Source organism: Enterococcus durans NBRC 100479 = LMG 10746 (assembly GCF_001544215.1).
GTDB classification, from domain to species: domain Bacteria; phylum Bacillota; class Bacilli; order Lactobacillales; family Enterococcaceae; genus Enterococcus_B; species Enterococcus_B durans.
Window position 1 is genome coordinate 1 of record NZ_BCQB01000010.1, and the last position, 17,025, is coordinate 17,025.

Sequence of the window (17,025 nt, forward strand, 5' to 3'; positions counted from 1 at the left end):
CTTTTCTAACTTAATTTTACAATTCGCGTAATGAAAATCGGACATCCAACGAGGTGAAGGGAACGAGCCGTAAAGTTAATTTGTTGGGGCGCAACGTTTGTTTGTGACAAATAACTTTTAGCATAAAACACAAACTGAAAGGGTGGGAAGAGAATTACTTTTTCTATTTTTTAGAAAAAAGGGTAGATAGTCAAAGAGGCTTATTGAAGGAAAATATGGACAAATGGTGTGTGAAGTTCAAAAAACAACATGTCCTTTGTCTAATCAAATACGGGACATGTTGTTTTGAGAAATTGCTTCGATTTCTTTTTGGATCATGAGTAGGTCATTGAGAGTAACTTGGGCATTGATCAATAAGACGGGGTGCTCGATAAGTGTTTCGGTCAAAGAAGCAGTACTTAAATAAAGATCGTACTCGTCATCGTTAAAATTAGATCGAATGTCAATGTTGTAAAAATTTTTGAATGGTGCTTCGATCCGTTCTTTGATGTTTTGCTCGAGAACAGGTGGTAGGTCTGTTTCCAATTTTATTTTGATTGGTTTCATAAATTTAGAAGGTGGAAAGATGAGCGTCCAAGCTGTAGCAACATGTAATGCCAAACCTTTTCTTTTTCTTTCTTCTTCATAAATATTCAGCGTTGTTAGTATTTTTTCTGATTGGATAAAAAGATTAGGGAAATTTTGTGAAACAAAATCATACATATCATATCCTGTCAAAGTATGATCAGTGTCACCAAACAGTTCAACTGAAAGAAAGCCTGTAAGGATCGTACGTAGAATCAACTGTTTCTTTTCAGCTGAGAGTTTTTTTAAATCGCTATCTTTAGAAATTGCGATTATCAGTTTTTTTAAATCAGTAGTTGTTTTTGATTGACTAAAACTGTGAGGGAAATAATCATTCAGCTGCTCATCAGAAAATGAAGAACCGAGACTTGACTGTAACCAATAATAAATAAAATTGATTTCTGTTGAGTCAAATACATAGTGTTGATCTAGTTCGTTTTGCAACTGTTTAAAAATGAGCGTATCTTTGTCAATCAATTGTGAGAAAAGAAGTTGGTCTCCTCCAGTTAGCGGAGGTTCCAGTCTTAAAGTATCTGGGTCTATCCGATAGCATTTCCTATATCGGACAACATTCGTTGCTAAAAGATAAGTGGTTATTCTTATTTCGATTTCATTGACTTCTATCTGGGCTGCTTGATAAATATTTCTAGAGATTTGGGTGCACTTTTCTTCTGAGATATTTGGAAAAGGCCAATGTAATCCGGAGAAAATTCGCCAAAAAAAAGTTACCATGAAGTAACGGATTCGCGCTTCGTTGCCTTCCAGATAGACATAGCCTTTGTTTTTCTTCAAAGTAAAACCAATAGGATCAAGTAATTTTTCTAGCTCATAGAGTCTCTTTCGTACAGTGGATTCAGATACATAATTCTCATAAGCAAATTTTACTAGATTGATTTCATTTTCTAAGAAAAGTGTTTCAAATAACTCAAAAAAAGGATTTGATTGTAGCACTTGTTTTGTCAAAGCTTTATAATCTTTCTTTGTTCCAACGAATTTATAACCGAGGCCATATTTACTAATTAAAATATTTTCTCTATCTTCATATGTAAGTAAAGGACTATGCACCAGAAAATCGTAGTATTTCTGAATGGAACGACGATCCATTTTGAGAACATGGCTGATTTCTTCAATACTTACAAAACGATTTTGCTTATACAAAAAGCGCAATAACTCAATTTCTCTTTTTATATCGCTACCAAAGAAGGAGTTGAAGATTTCCATAAATGATTCTCCTATCTATACATAATTTCACCCATGTTTGATTCTTTTGCCATCATATCATAAAAAAAATATTTTTTTGTATCTGAACTATACATTTTTTTGACTCTTTCTTTTCGTTGATTGGCCTATACTAACTTTTGTAAAAATTTATATATCTGATGGCTCCAGGTATCAGTTTATAAAAAAGTTGGGAGATAAGGAGAGAAAGATGATTTCTAATAGAACGAGAAGTACCAATTTAGTACTAGTAGGAATAATTGGCTTATTCATGATTTTGATCAGTACACCAGTTTTTGCTGAGACATATTCATTTAATTATCAAAAGGATACAACTGGGGAGTACTTGAAAAATGGTAAAACTGAAGGAAATACGTATAACTATAATTATGGAAATGCGCCAGATGGTAAGTTTGATGAGGAAGGGTATGTCAATTATTCCGATATAGCATATATGAAGAAAAGCGTACAAGAAGTGGCTGATGAGCAGGGATTATTTGATGTAACTCTGGCAGTGAAAGGGAATCAAGTAAATACACCAATCGACTTAGTGCTTGTTATCGATTACTCGTCTTCAATGAATGGCGAAAAATTGACGAATGCGCTAAAAGGGCTCCAAGTATTTGGAAATGAACTAGCTGATTCACTAGCTGATGGTATGATCCGAATCGGGATCGTTGCTTATAATCGTGATGTTTATTCAACAAATGGATTTTCAACGGATATCAATTATTTAGAAGATTTCTTAAAAAATAAGGTCGTATCACATTCTGGAACTTTCATGCAAAAAGGTCTGATCGAAGGCCAACGGATGCTGTTAGAAGAGAGTAGACCGGAAGCTGAAAAGCTATTTATTCATATAGGCGACAATAGCGCCAACCGAAGTTATCTCCCAGTAGAAGGTGCAGCGCAATACCAAAACAACGGGGAAATCGTTGATTATAACGGGTATCATACGGAGAATTATATCAAAGATTATCAAACTGATTCTGAGAAGTACTATACGACAAGCAACAGCTCTACTGATACAAATGGCATTCCTGTCAATAGTAGTGTAGTGACAGATACCACACTGGGCACGATCGTATCAGTAAAGGAATCTGGTTTTAACTGCTACTCTGTAGCAACAGCCCCTTCAGCCAGAGGGGAGTATATTGGACGGAATATTACTTCAAAACCAGAGAACTATCTGACAACGGATGAGAATCTTAGTGGTTTAGGCTCTGCGCTAACGGAGATTGCCAATCAAATCGATAAAACAATTTCTAATGGAACAATCACAGATCCTATGGGAGAAAATATTTTACTTCAAGGAGCTGGTAATTTTGATTCTAGTCAGTATAAGTTAAGCGGCTGGCGCAAAAATAGACAAGGTGAGTGGGAAAAGGCGGATGATATTTTAGATAACGTGACAGTTACTGAAACAAACCAAATCATAACAGTTGAAAATATAGCATTAGGTGAAAATGAACGAATAACTTTAACTTATCAAGTGCGTATAAATACTGAATCATCTGATTTTAAAGGTGAAACATGGTATTTATGCAATGGCCGAACAACTTTGACGCCTGATAATGAAAGCGAACTGCTGGATTTTCTGATTCCTTCAATCAAGGCACCCGTAGTTGAATTGGATATAACAAAGAAGTGGTTAAATGTAGAAGTTGCGGATATACCTGGATCAATTACGTTTCTGTTGGGCAGAGATACTGTTTCCCAGTCATCAAGTTGGCAAATTTCTGATGAGCTAACCTTAAGTAAAGAAGAAGGTTATCATGCTGTGATCAAAGAAGTTCCTATAAATGGTCAGAAAGTAGTTTTGCCAAAGTATAATAATAACGGTGAAGATTTTAGTTACAGTATACAAGAAACCAATGTCCCAACTGACTTTGACAGTACAGTAACGAGTAATGAAAATTCCTTTGTGATTACCAATACGAAAAAAGACCCAGAACCAAGCACCACAGAACCAAGCACCACAGAACCAAGCACTACAGAACCAAGTACTACAGAACCAAGTACTACAGAACCAAGCACCACAGACTCTAGCACTACAGACTCCAGTACCACAGAACCAAGTACAACAAGCTCAAGTATCACAGACTCAAATACCACATGATCGAGCAAGAGGAACACGAAAGATACAATCCAGATCGGCATAGAAAGTTCAGATGATTCTGAGAAGGAATCATTACCTAAAACAAATGAACGAAAATCTTCCTTTATTGCTTTTTGTGGAACGATCCTCGTAGGAATCATTGGGTATGCTTTTGTTAGAAAAATAAGATAACTATTACTCGAAACTCGAAATGTCTATAAGTAGATGTTTCGAGTTTTTCTATGCTATAGTTGAAAAAAAGCCATAGAAAGGAAAGAATACTATGCAAAAAGCGTTGTTAGTGGTGAACCCAAGTTCCGGAGGAGAGCAAGCAAAAGAATATGAACAACTTGCCCATGAAAAATTAAAAACGATATTTGATGAAGTGGTTATTTTGCACACTAAAAAAGCAGGTGATGCGAAAAACTTTGCACGTGAAGCTACGATTGAAGGATATCACAGTGTTTTTGTCATGGGAGGAGATGGTACCGTCAATGAAGGAATCAGCGGTATCGCTGAACAGGAACATCGACCAAATTTTGGTTTTATCCCTTTAGGAACAGTGAATGATTTAGCTCGCGCTTTAGAGATCCCATTAGAACCAGAAGAGGCGATTGAGAATCTTTCAATCGATTCTTTTAAGTCTTTAGACATTGGAAAAATCAACGAAGATTATTTTATGAACGTGGTAGCAATCGGGACAATTCCTGAAGCAATCAATGATGTCAATCCTGAAAAGAAGACAAAGTTAGGTAAACTTGCTTATTTTATTTCTGGGATCAAGCAATTAGCTGGGACACAATCCTATTCTTTCCATTTAACTGTGGACGGTCAGGAAGAAAAAATCGAAAGTAGTACGTTATTAGTTGGCTTGACCAACTCTATTGGCGGTTTTGAAACATTGATTCCCGATGCAAAAGTTGATGATGGCAAGCTCCATCTGATTTATTTAAAAGATTCTTCTCTCCTTGATACATTGAAAACTTTACCAGATTTATTAAAAGGTGTGGACGAATCAACGGATAACCTAGCATATCAAGCATGTGAAAAAGTCGAAGTTTCTTTGTCAGACAACGCGGAATTAGCCACAAATGTCGATGGGGACGAAGGGGCCAAACTGCCTGTTAAAATCAGTATCTTACCAGCACATTTAACAGTTTATTGTTAAAAAATGACCAAATGGACGAGTGTGGGACAAAACTAAAAATCAGGTTTGCTACAGACTCTCGAATCAACGGCGTCCAAAAGTCAGGTTTTTCGGAAATTTGAAAAAAGAGGCTGGAATAGAAGTGTTTAACTCCGAGAAATAAGAAGAAATTAACGGAAATTACTTTTCAAATTTTTGTGAATTTCAGTTTATTTAAGAAGGAGTTGCTTCTGCTCATACCTTTATTCTTTTTTAAAGAACGGGATAAAAGTGTTTCTTACTTTTGTCCCACACTTTTTTTCTCCAATGTCTCAAACCTAAACGACTTTTGTCTCGACCTCTGTTCATTTGGTTTTATTTTTGAAGGCAAATACTAAAAACAACATCAGCCTTCTTTTGATTTTGGCTTTTGAGGGAAAGAGATATGAAAGATTCAGAGTATACTGGTCTTTCTTGGAGATGACATCTTTATTTCATTCGCTCGATCGTACCACACGGTTCTCCATGAAGAAGTGCGCCAGTTTGTAAGACCAACTCGCTGATCTGTTCTGCTTCTGTGAAAACAACAATCACGGCAGGATCTTTTTTGGCTTGTATGATCTGATCAAAATCCACTTCAACCAAAGGGGTGTCAATGGTGATTTGCTCGTTTTCGTTTACAAGGATCGTGAAAGGTGCGCCTTTCATCTCTACCGTATCAAGACCGATATGGATCAAATAATCGATTCCTGAGTCACTTTTTATACTGATGGCATGCTTTGTTGGGAAAATCGTTGTTACTCGACCAGCTAGTGGTGCATAGATTGTCTGATCCTCTGGAATGACAGCAAAGCCGTCTCCTAGCAATTTTTGTGAAAAAACCGGGTCCTTCACAGCAGAAATTGGAATCACTTTTCCTGAGCAGGGAGCGGTAATCGTTTCTTGTTTTTTCTTTTTGAACATTTTGAACATAACAAGTCCTCCTAATTATCCTTTTCCAAAATTTGATTGATTTCTTGACTGAGTAAATCAGCTTTTCCACCAAAGACAGCTTGAATGCCACCTTTTACCTCGAAAACAGCAGTAGCGCCTAATTGTTGAATCGTTTGTTTATCGACGATTTGACCATCTATGACAGCAACGCGCAAACGAGTGGCACAGGCTTCGACCGTTTCGATGTTTGCTTCACTACCAAGAGCTTTAATGATTGTTAAAGCTTCTTCGTGTAGTGACGTATTTTTGTTCAATGGTTGTTCAGAAAGGGTATCTGTTTCTTCCGTCATACCAGGGATAGCAACTTTGAATTTCTTGATGAAGAAAGTGAAAACGACAAAGTAAATGACTGCCCAAGCAAGTCCAAAAGGAATCAATTTGATCCAGTTGGTTTTATCATTTCCTTGAAGCACACCAAATAATAAGAAATCGATCAGGCCGCCTGAAAAAGAATTACCTACTCGAATATTTAAGATGTCTGCAAAATAAAAAGATAATCCGTCTAAAAAGGCATGGATAACATATAACCACGGAGCAACAAATAAAAACATATACTCTACAGGCTCAGTGATCCCAGTTAAAAATGAGGTTAATGCACCACTGAAATAAAGTCCGCCATTTTTCTTACGATTTTGTTTAGGAATAGCACGATACATTGCGTAGCAAGCTGCAGGGAGACCAAACATCATCGTTGCAAATCTGCCAGCAAAGAAACGAGTACCATAAGTAAATAATCCAGTATGATTTGGGTCAGCTAATTGGGCAAAGAAAATATTTTGTGCGCCGGATACTGAGACACCGGCTACGCTCTCTGTACCGCCCAAAGAGGTATACCAGAAGAGTGGGTAGATCGTGTGATGCAGACCAACAGCGCCAGTAAGACGAAGTAAAAAGCCATATAAAAATGTTCCTAGACTACCCATTTGCGCAATGTGTTCTCCGGCAACTACTAAACCATTCTGAATGGGTGGCCAAATCAAGTAAAAGAAGGAACCAATAATAATTGCAGCTAAACTAGAAATAATTGGGATAAAACGTGATCCACCAAAGAACCCTAAGAATTGCGGTAATTCGATTTTTCGATAACGATTGTGTAAGAATGCAACGGTTCCACCAATAGCAATAGAACCAACAACTCCAGTATCAAGAGTTGCTCCTTTGGCAGAAAATAATTCAAGAAACCCACTGATCGTCGCAGTATAGACTAAATAAGCGACACCGCCAGCTAAACCAGCAGTTCCTTTATCACCATTTGAAAGGCCGACAGCAACACCAATAGCAAAAATCAATGCTAAATTGGCAAAAACAGCATTTCCGGCGTAGCTCATGATACTTAAAATCGTGTGGAGCCATGGTTGGGCTAAAATCGGGTAGGCATTTATGGCGCTTTCATTTGTTAGTGCGCCTCCGAGACCCAAAAGTAATCCGGCAACAGGTAAGATAGCAATCGGCAACATGAATGCACGGCCTAATTGTGAAAATTTCTTAAACATTTTTCTCCTCCTAATTTAATGCATGAATAAAACGTTCAGCAATTTCTTGTGGTCGGGTAATCGCACCACCAACGACGATTCCAGCCACACCTAGTTCTTTGATCTGTCTGGCTTGTTCTGGCGTGTGGATTTTCCCTTCTGCGATGACACAAATTCCTGCTTCGACTAGTTGTTCGATCAATTCGATATCTGGACCATCTTGTTTTTTACTTTCTTCCGTGTAGCCGCTTAACGTTGTCCCGACAAAATCAACTCCAGCTTCCCAAGCATTTTTTCCTTCCTCAAAAGTAGAGATATCTGCCATGAACAGCTGATGAGGATACTTTTCTTTGATCTGAGCAATAAACGCATTGATGGATAACCCGTCATGGCGCTTGCGAAGCGTACAATCCAACGCAATCACTTCTACACCAGTAGCAACGAGTTCATCTACTTCACGCATAGTTTCTGTAATGAATGGCGCTTCTGGGGGATAGTCCCTTTTGATGATGCCGATCATAGGCAAGGAAACTTTTTCTTTGATTTCCAAAATGTCACGAACAGAATTTGCACGGATGCCCACCGCACCAGCTCTTTGTGCAGCTAGAGCAAAATAGGGCATAAGACCTCCTTCCTCTGTATAAAATGGTTCACCAGGTAATGCCTGACAAGACACGATCAGACCACCTGAAATTGCTTCTAAAAATGATTGTTTATCCATTCTCCTAAACACTCCGATTTTGAATTATTTTTGGATAATAACTCCGAATTAAATATAGCACCCGCTTTCATAACTGTAAAGTAGAAATTGGATAATTTTGGAGTTTTTTTTATTATTTTGGAGTATAATGGAGAAAATAACTTGCTATAAAGGAGTTTGTATGAATTATATTTATCTGATCAAAGAGCATTATCCATTATTGACTAAATCCGAAAAAAAAGTTGCTGATTTAATTCTTACTTCTGGAAAAACAATCATCTACAGTACGATGAGCGATATCAAAGAAAAAACCAAAGTTGGAGATGCAACGATCATCCGGTTTTGCCAAAAATTAGGATTTTCTGGTTTTTCAGATTTGAAAATCGAAATTGCGAAAGAAGATTTTAGTCAAAAAAAAGAACAGCCATCTAGTGGAAAATATTACGATGAAATTGCGAATAATTTAACTGAAGCTCTTCATTCTACGGCTCGTTTACTAAATGAAGAAAAATTAGATGAGGCGATTCAACTAATTAGCGAAGCAAATCATCTCTATATATTTGGGGTAGGGTCTAGTGGAAATACGAGTCTTGACCTAGAAAGTATGTTTTTACGTGTGGGTGTCCAAGCAAAGGCTGTTTTAGATCCGCATTTTCAAGCACAAGTTGCTTCTTTGCTAAAAGAAGGGGATGTAATCGTGGCATTCTCGTTATCTGGAAAAACGAAGGATACGTTCGATTCAGTAGAAATCGCTAAAAAAAATGGCGCAAAAATCTTAGCGATCACCAATTATATTCATTCCCCCATTGGGCAAACAGCAGACCTTGTCCTACAAACAGCCATTGAAGAATTTTTGAATGGTGGATCTTTAGCAGGAAAAATCTCACAACTGTATATTTGTGATTTACTTGTACAGGGATATGAGCAAAAGAATAACATCAATGCAGTCGAGTTACGGGAAAGAGTGCTACGATCCATCTTAGATAAAAGCATTGATTGATCGACTAATACTTCGAATAAAAAGTGATAAAAAAACAATTGCATCTCTTATAAATAACGTTTTTTGTTATTTTGTAATAAAAAGCTAAAAGTTCTTGCATTTTCCTTGGATTTTATATATGATTTTATCAATTTAGGGTCAAGGAAAAGGGGTAAAAAGGAATGTCGAAGTATCAACGAAAAGTCTTATTGTCAACATCAGCAGGAATCGCATTAGAGAATATGGATATCATGTTTTTAGCTTTTTCTTTATCTTCAATGATTGCAACTTTTCATATTAGTGGAACGCAAGCAGGAATGATTGCTACGATCACTAATTTGGGGATGCTCGTTGGAGGTATTTTTTTTGGTCTTATGGCAGATAAATATGGACGAGTAAAGGTGTTTTCTCAAACGGTGCTACTTTTTTCAATCGCCTCGTTATTGATGTTCTTTGCTTCAAACATTTATCTTGTCTATCTTTTTCGGTTTATTGCAGGAATCGGGGCAGGAGGAGAATATGGGGCGTGTATGTCTTTGATCTCTGAAAGTTTCTCAAAGAAACAAATCGGAAGAGCTTCTTCGATCGCTGGGATCGGTGCACAAGTAGGAGCTGCCTTGGCTGCGATTTTAGCTGCTGTTGTTATTCCTTGGTTGGGTTGGAAAATGTTATACGTTATCGGGGTGCTACCTGTATTGATGGTCTTGGTCATTCGCCGAGGCTTAAAAGAACCAGAGGATTTTCAAAAAACAAGAGCTACTGGTAAAACGACGAAACTGAGTCATCTCTTTGAAACAAAGCATCTTGCATGGCAAACAATCGGTCTAAGCATCATGGTAACAGTCCAAATCGCGGGTTATTTTGGCTTGATGAACTGGTTGCCATCGATCATGCAAGCACAATTAGGACTATCAGTATCTGGCTCTTCACTATGGACGGTCAGTACGATCGTCGGAATGTCCTTAGGTATGCTGACGTTTGGGATCATCATGGATAAATTAGGGCCAAGAACCGCATTCACTATATTTTTGCTCTGTTCCTCTCTATCAGTATTCTTACTAGTGATGGCACATAGCCAGTGGAGTTTAGTAGCCGCTGCTGTCGTTGTTGGTTACTTTATCAATGGAATGTACGGCGGCTATGGAGCAATCATCAGCAGCCTATACCCAACTGAGATCCGAGCCACCGCCAATAATTTCATTATGAACTTAGGACGTGCAGTCGGTGGATTTTCTTCCATTGTGATCGGATTTTTGATGGATCACTATAATTTAACAGCCGTTATCATCTTCTTAAGCAGTATTTATTTAGTCAGCTTACTCGTTTTGATGACGATCACGGGAGTAAAAGAATTGAAAATCAGTTTGCAAGAATAGAGGCATTTGAAAGATGCTCTGCTTCAAGAATTAAGCCGAATAATTTGAAAATAGCTTTCCATATTTTTGAATTATTCGGCTTGATTCCGCCAAAGCAATCTTTCAAATGCCTTTTAGTTCACACAATGATATGACTAAAATAGCGAAAAATATCTCTTTTAGTCTTTTTTGTATAGAGAAAATATTGTTTCAAAACTGAAGAATGTGGGACAAATCTAAAAATCAGGTCTACTACAAACTCTCGAGTAAACGGCGGGAGCAGAAGCAACTCCGAGAAATAAGCCGAAATTCACAAAAATTTTAAAAGCAATTTTCGTTCATTTCTTCTTATTTCTCGGAGTTGAACACTTCTGTCCCAACCTCTTTGATAACTAGCTATTCTGCTGTTTTTTCTTTTAATGAAGAGGTTTTTCTTGTAATGTGTAACAATTGAAGAACTAGGAATACTGCTAACAGGACAATGATGGCACCAAAAATTGGTGTATAAGTGACGCCAATCGATTTTGTTACTTGTGCACCAACGAATGAACCAAACGCAATGCCAATATTAAATGCTGAGATATTGAATGCTGAGGCTAAAGTAATATCTTTAGGGGTGTATTCTTCAGCTAGTTGAACGACATAGAGTTGTAATCCAGGAACATTCATAAATGAAAACAATCCCAAGACCAAGGTAGCAAGAGTTGCCAAAATCAGTTGATTACTCAAGATCGCTACAAATAAAAAGACAAGAGACAGAGAAAGGAGTCCGAACATCAAGCTAAGTGATTTCAGTGGCTGTTTATTTGAAAAATGCCCACCTATTGTATTTCCTATAGCAACCATGATGCCGTAAACTACTAGTAAAAGAACTACAGCATGGGCAGAGTACCCAATTTTATCTTCTAAGATCGGTGTTAAATACGTGTAAGCAGCAAATGTGCCACCATAACCAAGAGCAGTGACGATGAATGAGCCTAACAGAAACTTATTTTTAAAAATACGGATGATTCCTCTTAGATCTACAACCCCAGGTATCGGTAGGTGCTTTGGAATCAAAAAGAGGTTTGCAGCCAAGCCTAGGACCCCTATGATCGCAATAAAGATAAACGTGAAGTGCCAATTTGTTTGTTGACCAATAAATGTTCCTAGAGGTACACCAGTTACAGTGGCAACAGTAAGACCAGTAAACATGATAGCGATGGCGCTTGCTCGTTTATTTGGTTCAACGACATCTGCCGCGATGACACTAGAAACAGACATAAACAGACCGTGGGCTAAAGCGGAGATGATTCTTCCGCCTAAGAGCATAGAAAACGATAGTGCAAAAGCTGCTACTAGGTTTCCTATAATAAATAGAAGCATGATGACGATCATCAGATATTTTCGATTCCATTTTCCTGTTAAAACGGTCAATAATGGCGCTCCGATGGTCACACCTATTGCATAAAGGGAAACTGTCAAGCCAGCTTGTGCCAAAGTGACGTGGAAACTGTTAACGATCAGTGGCATCAAGCCTACGCTGATAAATTCTGTTGAGCCGATAGCAAAAGCATTGATAACTAATGCTAGTAATGTAAGTATGGGTGAAATTCTTTTGTTCATTTGATATCCTCCTTGTTTTTTCCTGACGAATACATAATATAGTCTGTATTTCCCTCAAAAAGAAGTACCTACTTTTTTGTGAGATAGTTACTTTTTAGTAATAATTGTTGATAGAGGCATTTCTAATGGATAATTTAATGAGTGTTTTCTAATTTTTGTTTATAAAATGCACGTATTTTATATTTTTAAACATTTTTACTTTTCAAATAAGCAATAGGGTGCTACTATTTGATGCGTATCTTTTAAAAGGAGAAAAAACATGGAAAAAATCTATCATATCGGCGTTGAAGCAACTTTAGAAGTAATCGGTGGGAAATGGAAACCTATTATTCTATGCCATTTAGGGAATGGTCCAATACGAACAGGTGAATTGAAAAGACAAATACCAACGATCACTCAGAAAATGTTGACACAACAATTACGAGAGTTGGAGGAAGATCGTATCGTTGATCGAAAAGTCTACAATCAAGTACCTCCTAAAGTAGAATATTCATTAACAGAAGAAGGAAAATCATTACGGGAAATCTTAGTTGCAATGTCTGTTTGGGGAGAAGAACGTATTGAACGGCAACAAGAAGCGGGGAATGAAGTGACCTTGTTACATACACATGGTGGTTATTTGAATTATTAACGATTCTTTTAGTCAATGAAACTAAAAATTTCAATTTAATGAAAATGTTAAAAATAAATTTGCTCTTTTTTTCTTCATAAACATGATATGATAAACAGTGATCGTATTAGAAAAAGGTGAATGATAGATGAACAGTATGGATAAAGTAAATCAATTCAGAGATGAGCGGGATTGGCGACAATTCCATAATGAAAAAGACTTGGCTATTTCTATTTCTTTGGAGGCCTCTGAATTGCTTGAACTGTTTCAATGGAAACAGCCAGAAGAAGTAACAGCGAACAATCTGGAACGGATCAAAGAAGAACTAGCAGATGTCTTGATCTATTCTTATATGCTGGCAGATAATTTAAATCTTGATCTTGATGAGATCATCGAAGAAAAGTTGAAGAAAAATTGTTTGAAATATCCGTTAGAAAAAAGTAAAGGTCAACGAACAAAATATACGGAACTGTAGGGCAGAAAAGGAGGCGTGGTAGTGAAAAAAGAAGGAAAAGTAAAGAAATGGCTGATCAATATTCTTCTATTCTTATTGTTACTGATTGGATTGGCGCTGATTTTTAATGAACAAATCAAAGATTTTTTTGTTAAAAACACAGGAGATCAATATGCGATTGCAAACTTGACGAAAGAAGATATCAATAAAAATAAGGAAAAAGACGCAAGTTTTGATTTTGATGCTGTCGAATCCATGAGTACAGAAAGTGTGTTGAAGGCTCAGTTGAACCATACAGAGCTACCAGTTATTGGAAGTATCGCCGTACCATCTGTCTCAATCAATATCCCTATCTTCAAAGGATTGGATAATGCCAATCTGCTTTATGGTGCTGGTACCTTGTCACCTGATCAGCAGATGGGTAAGGGCAATTATGCTTTAGCTAGCCATCGTGCAAACAATCCAGAATTACTTTTTACTCCCTTAGAGAATTTAACATTAGGCGATAAAATCTATTTAGTCGATTTGGACAACGTGTATACGTACAAAGCAACGTTCAAGCAAAAAGTTGCCCCAACAGACACACAATTGCTGAACGTTCAAGAAGGAAAAGAACTTGTTACCTTGATTACTTGTGGAGACATGAACGCAGTGACGCGCTTAGTTGTTCAAGGTGAATTGGAAAAAATCACTCCGATGAAAGAAGCCACACAGGAAATGAAAAAAGCCTTCGATATGCCAACGCGAACCTTTTGATCCAAGTAGTTCTTTATGAAAATGACAGACACTCTTGCTTGAATATAGTAAGAGTGTTTTTTTCTATTGAAAGAAAAAATAAAAAACGTGATGAAAGGGGTTGCAAAGTTGAAAAAAGGATGTTATGCTTATTTCAGATAAGAAATGGATTGTTACTGTGCGGCAGGCAAAACCAGAATTCAGCTCATTGTTAGGCGGATTCTAGGTTTTTTTATTTTTTTCGAGAGGGCGAAGCAGAATGGTCATTGAAAAAGTATTGAATAATAATGTCGTCGTTTCTAAAAATGAATTGGGTAAAGAGATCATTTGTATGGGAAAAGGCATCGCTTTTCAAAAAAAGCCAGGTGACCATATCTCAAAGAATGACGTTCAAAAAGAATTCATTTTAAAGGATTCTTTTGCTACCCACCAGTTCCAACAATTGATGGCGGATGTGCCGCTGGAGGAAGTCGAACTAGTGAAATCCATTGTTGATTTTGCCGAAGAAAAATTGCAAGTTTCGTTTTCTCCTAATATTTATCTGACGTTGACGGATCATATCCATTATGCAATCAATCGTGCAAAAGAAAAGATCGAGTTACCTAATCCATTATTATTTGAAACTAAAAAATTCTATCCTAAAGAATACCAAACAGCAATAGCTGTTCTTCAACTGATTGAGCAAAAAATGGGCATTTCACTACCGATGGATGAAGCTGGTTTCATTGCGTTTCATTTTGTCAATAGTCAGCAAAGTAATGGAGATATGCAAGTGACGATGACAGCTACAACGATGGTTCGAGATGTAGTAAGTATCATCAGTAAATTTTTTGGGATCGTATTCGATGAAGATTCGTTGAATTACCAACGACTCATCACACACCTTCAATTTTTTGCGCAACGATATCTAAAAGGAGAAAGCTCAGACGAACAAGATGAATTTCTTTATGCCTTGGTCCAAGGCAAGTATCCAAAAGCATTTCGCTGTTCTGAACGGATCAATGAGTACCTTGTCCAGACGCAAAAAGAACCAATGGGTGTAGCAGAACAAATTTATCTTACGATCCATATCCAACGTGTAGTAACTGAAAAACAAAGTACCCAATCTTAAGGATTGTTACTGGTAAAGCAGGCAAAACCTAGATTGAAAAAATAAGGACACGAGATTTTGCGTGACCGTTTTTTCAATCTAGGTTTTTTATTTTATAAAAAATAAATGGAAAGAAGGAAATGAAATGGATAATCAAGCAGTTGGTAAAAGAGTTTGGGAGGCAGTCGGCGGTAAAAACAATGTGAACAGTTTAGTGCACTGTGCGACTCGATTGCGTTTTAAATTGAAAGACGAATCTCTTGCGAAGACACAAGAACTAAAAAATGATCCTGATGTGATCCAAGTTGTTCAAAGTGGTGGTCAGTATCAAGTGGTGATCGGCAGCAATGTAGCGGATGTGTACCAGTCCATTGTAGATGAGCAAGGCCTAGCGGATCATGCGGATACAGAAGAAAAATCAAAGAATCCATTAAATCGTTTCATTGATATCATTTCGAGTATCTTTACTCCCTTTTTAGGAGCAATGGCTGCAGCTGGTATTTTGAAAGGATTCCTATCTTTAGCAATCGTATTAGGTTGGCTGACCGTTGATACAGGTGCTTATCAAATCCTATATGCAGCAGCAGACGGTGTTTTTACCTTTTTACCAGTAATGTTAGCATTTACCGCAGCAAAAAAATTCAAGGCCAATCAATTTCTATCTGTGGCGATCGCGATGGCTCTGGTTTATCCAGCCATCACTGAACTTGCAGGAGCCGGTGGCGCTGTTGACTTCTTTAGCTTACCAGTCATTCTCTCACCATCTGGCTATACATCTTCTGTGATCCCGATCATTTTGGCTGTATGGGTCCAAAGTAAATTTGAACCACTAGTGAAAAAGGTGATTCCACAATTTTTACAAATGATCTTTGTTCCGATGATCGTGTTGTTAGTAATGGTTCCACTCACATTCCTTGTTTTAGGACCAATCGGGACGGTTATCGGTAATGGCCTAGGTAGTCTTTTCAATTCCATCTATGGCTTTAGTCCATTAGTCGCAGGCTTTATCATGGGAGCGTTATGGCAAGTATTCGTGATGTTTGGTATGCACTGGGGATTTGTGCCGATCATGTTCTTGAATATCGAACAATATGGCTTTGATGTATTGATGCCAATGCTTTTACCAGCTATTTTAGCACAAGGAGGAGCAGCTTTAGCTGTAGCTGTACGCACAAAGGATGCAAAACTTCGTTCATTAGGGATCTCTTCTATGATCACTTCGCTGTTCGGAATTACTGAACCAACGGTCTACGGAGTAACACTACCACTGAAAAAACCATTCATCGTTGCGTGTCTTTCAGGAGGGATCGGAGGAGCAATGATCGGATTTGCGGGCGTCAAAGCTTTTTCTAGCGGATTAGTTAGTTTATTGACGATCCCAACATTTATTAGTACAAATGAAGCAGTCGAGTCTAGTGTGATGATGGCAGTGATTGCAACAGCAGTATCATTTATCTTAGCATTTGTAGGTACATTGATTATTGGTTTTGATGAATCTGCACAAGACGAAAATCTAGAAGGAAACAAGCAAACGACAGCTGGGGACTCCATTGGAACAGCTCGTCATAATCTAAAAAGCCCATTGAGCGGCAAAGTCTTACCTCTAAGTGAAGTACCCGATAAAGTCTTTTCTTCTGGCGCGATGGGTAAAGGGATTGCAATCGAACCAGAAAATGGTGACTTGCTTGCTCCGGCAGATGGAGTGATCACGACGATTTTTCCAACGGGTCATGCAGTAGGGATCACTACCACAGATGGTATCGAGTTATTGATGCATATCGGAATGGACACAGTCGAACTTGAAGGCAGAGGCTTTGAAGTATTTGTGAAACAAGGAGATACTGTTCATACAGGCGATTTACTTGTCCGTTTCGACATCGACACGATCAAAAAGGCGGGCTATAGTGTGATTACGCCAATCGTTGTAACGAATACAGATCATTTTGCCGATGTTTTAGAGTTTGATCAAGAAGAAATCATTGCTAGTGAAGATTTTCTAGCGATTGTAAAATAAGGAGGAAGTAAG

15 protein-coding genes are annotated in these 17,025 nt (G+C 37.7%); 10 read left to right on the forward strand and 5 right to left on the reverse strand.

The window, feature by feature from the left end; genetic code table 11:
- Window positions 1-264: 264 nt before the first annotated feature.
- Complete coding sequence (locus tag ED2_RS04280) at window positions 265-1,785, reverse strand: AcpB/EbpR/MafR family transcriptional regulator (protein WP_005877158.1); 1,521 nt, start codon at window positions 1,783-1,785, stop codon at window positions 265-267.
- Between the two features lie 208 nt (window positions 1,786-1,993).
- Between ED2_RS04280 and ED2_RS04285 the strand changes: the two genes are divergently transcribed.
- The 3 genes from ED2_RS04285 (at window position 1,994) to ED2_RS04290 (ending at window position 5,048) form a co-directional block, all read left to right on the forward strand.
- Entirely contained in the window at window positions 1,994-3,901 is a 1,908-nt protein-coding gene (locus tag ED2_RS04285) for a VWA domain-containing protein (protein ID WP_016176998.1), read from the forward strand.
- A 39-nt stretch (window positions 3,902-3,940) separates the two neighbouring features.
- Window positions 3,941-4,072 carry an LPXTG cell wall anchor domain-containing protein gene (locus tag ED2_RS14755; protein WP_227645014.1) on the forward strand — a complete coding sequence of 44 codons (132 nt, stop codon included), beginning with the start codon at window positions 3,941-3,943 and terminating at the stop codon, window positions 4,070-4,072.
- Window positions 4,073-4,163: 91 nt separating this feature from the next.
- Entirely contained in the window at window positions 4,164-5,048 is an 885-nt protein-coding gene (locus tag ED2_RS04290; RefSeq protein WP_005877162.1) for a diacylglycerol/lipid kinase family protein, read from the forward strand.
- A gap of 447 nt (window positions 5,049-5,495) precedes the next feature.
- On the opposite strand, the gene ED2_RS04295 is transcribed toward ED2_RS04290, so the two are convergent.
- Genes ED2_RS04295 through ED2_RS04305 form a run of 3 tightly spaced genes read right to left on the reverse strand, consistent with a single transcriptional unit; the run spans window position 5,496 to window position 8,192 of the window.
- The gene (locus tag ED2_RS04295) at window positions 5,496-5,978 is read right to left on the reverse strand and encodes a PTS sugar transporter subunit IIA (RefSeq protein ID WP_005877164.1); all 483 of its coding nucleotides are present in this window, start codon (window positions 5,976-5,978) and stop codon (window positions 5,496-5,498) included.
- A gap of 11 nt (window positions 5,979-5,989) precedes the next feature.
- The gene (locus ED2_RS04300; RefSeq protein WP_058138033.1) at window positions 5,990-7,492 is read right to left on the reverse strand and encodes a PTS transporter subunit EIIC; all 1,503 of its coding nucleotides are present in this window, start codon (window positions 7,490-7,492) and stop codon (window positions 5,990-5,992) included.
- 10 nt (window positions 7,493-7,502) lie between these two features.
- Entirely contained in the window at window positions 7,503-8,192 is a 690-nt protein-coding gene (locus ED2_RS04305) for an N-acetylmannosamine-6-phosphate 2-epimerase (RefSeq protein ID WP_016177001.1), read from the reverse strand.
- A 160-nt stretch (window positions 8,193-8,352) separates the two neighbouring features.
- Between ED2_RS04305 and ED2_RS04310 the strand changes: the two genes are divergently transcribed.
- Window positions 8,353-9,171, forward strand: a complete 819-nt coding sequence (locus ED2_RS04310) for a MurR/RpiR family transcriptional regulator (RefSeq protein WP_016177002.1) — start codon at window positions 8,353-8,355, stop codon at window positions 9,169-9,171.
- 161 nt (window positions 9,172-9,332) lie between these two features.
- Entirely contained in the window at window positions 9,333-10,526 is a 1,194-nt protein-coding gene (locus ED2_RS04315) for an MFS transporter (RefSeq protein WP_005877172.1), read from the forward strand.
- Window positions 10,527-10,901: 375 nt separating this feature from the next.
- On the opposite strand, the gene ED2_RS04320 is transcribed toward ED2_RS04315, so the two are convergent.
- Window positions 10,902-12,110, reverse strand: a complete 1,209-nt coding sequence (locus ED2_RS04320) for an MFS transporter (protein ID WP_016177003.1) — start codon at window positions 12,108-12,110, stop codon at window positions 10,902-10,904.
- A gap of 259 nt (window positions 12,111-12,369) precedes the next feature.
- Here ED2_RS04320 and ED2_RS04325 point away from each other — a divergent pair, with 259 nt between their 5' ends.
- From ED2_RS04325 to ED2_RS04345, 5 genes are all read left to right on the forward strand, one after another.
- Window positions 12,370-12,741 (forward strand): winged helix-turn-helix transcriptional regulator, encoded by a 372-nt coding sequence (locus ED2_RS04325; RefSeq protein ID WP_016177004.1) that lies wholly within the window; start codon window positions 12,370-12,372, stop codon window positions 12,739-12,741.
- 127 nt (window positions 12,742-12,868) lie between these two features.
- Window positions 12,869-13,195: a nucleotide pyrophosphohydrolase gene (locus ED2_RS04330; RefSeq protein ID WP_005877180.1), complete on the forward strand. Its 327-nt coding sequence runs from the start codon at window positions 12,869-12,871 to the stop codon at window positions 13,193-13,195.
- A 21-nt stretch (window positions 13,196-13,216) separates the two neighbouring features.
- Window positions 13,217-13,930: a class A sortase gene (locus ED2_RS04335; RefSeq protein WP_005877182.1), complete on the forward strand. Its 714-nt coding sequence runs from the start codon at window positions 13,217-13,219 to the stop codon at window positions 13,928-13,930.
- A gap of 238 nt (window positions 13,931-14,168) precedes the next feature.
- Window positions 14,169-15,020, forward strand: coding sequence for a BglG family transcription antiterminator LicT (licT, locus tag ED2_RS04340; RefSeq protein ID WP_016177005.1), 852 nt, complete (start codon window positions 14,169-14,171; stop codon window positions 15,018-15,020).
- Between the two features lie 124 nt (window positions 15,021-15,144).
- Entirely contained in the window at window positions 15,145-17,013 is a 1,869-nt protein-coding gene (locus ED2_RS04345) for a beta-glucoside-specific PTS transporter subunit IIABC (protein ID WP_016177006.1), read from the forward strand.
- Window positions 17,014-17,025 lie beyond the last annotated feature (12 nt).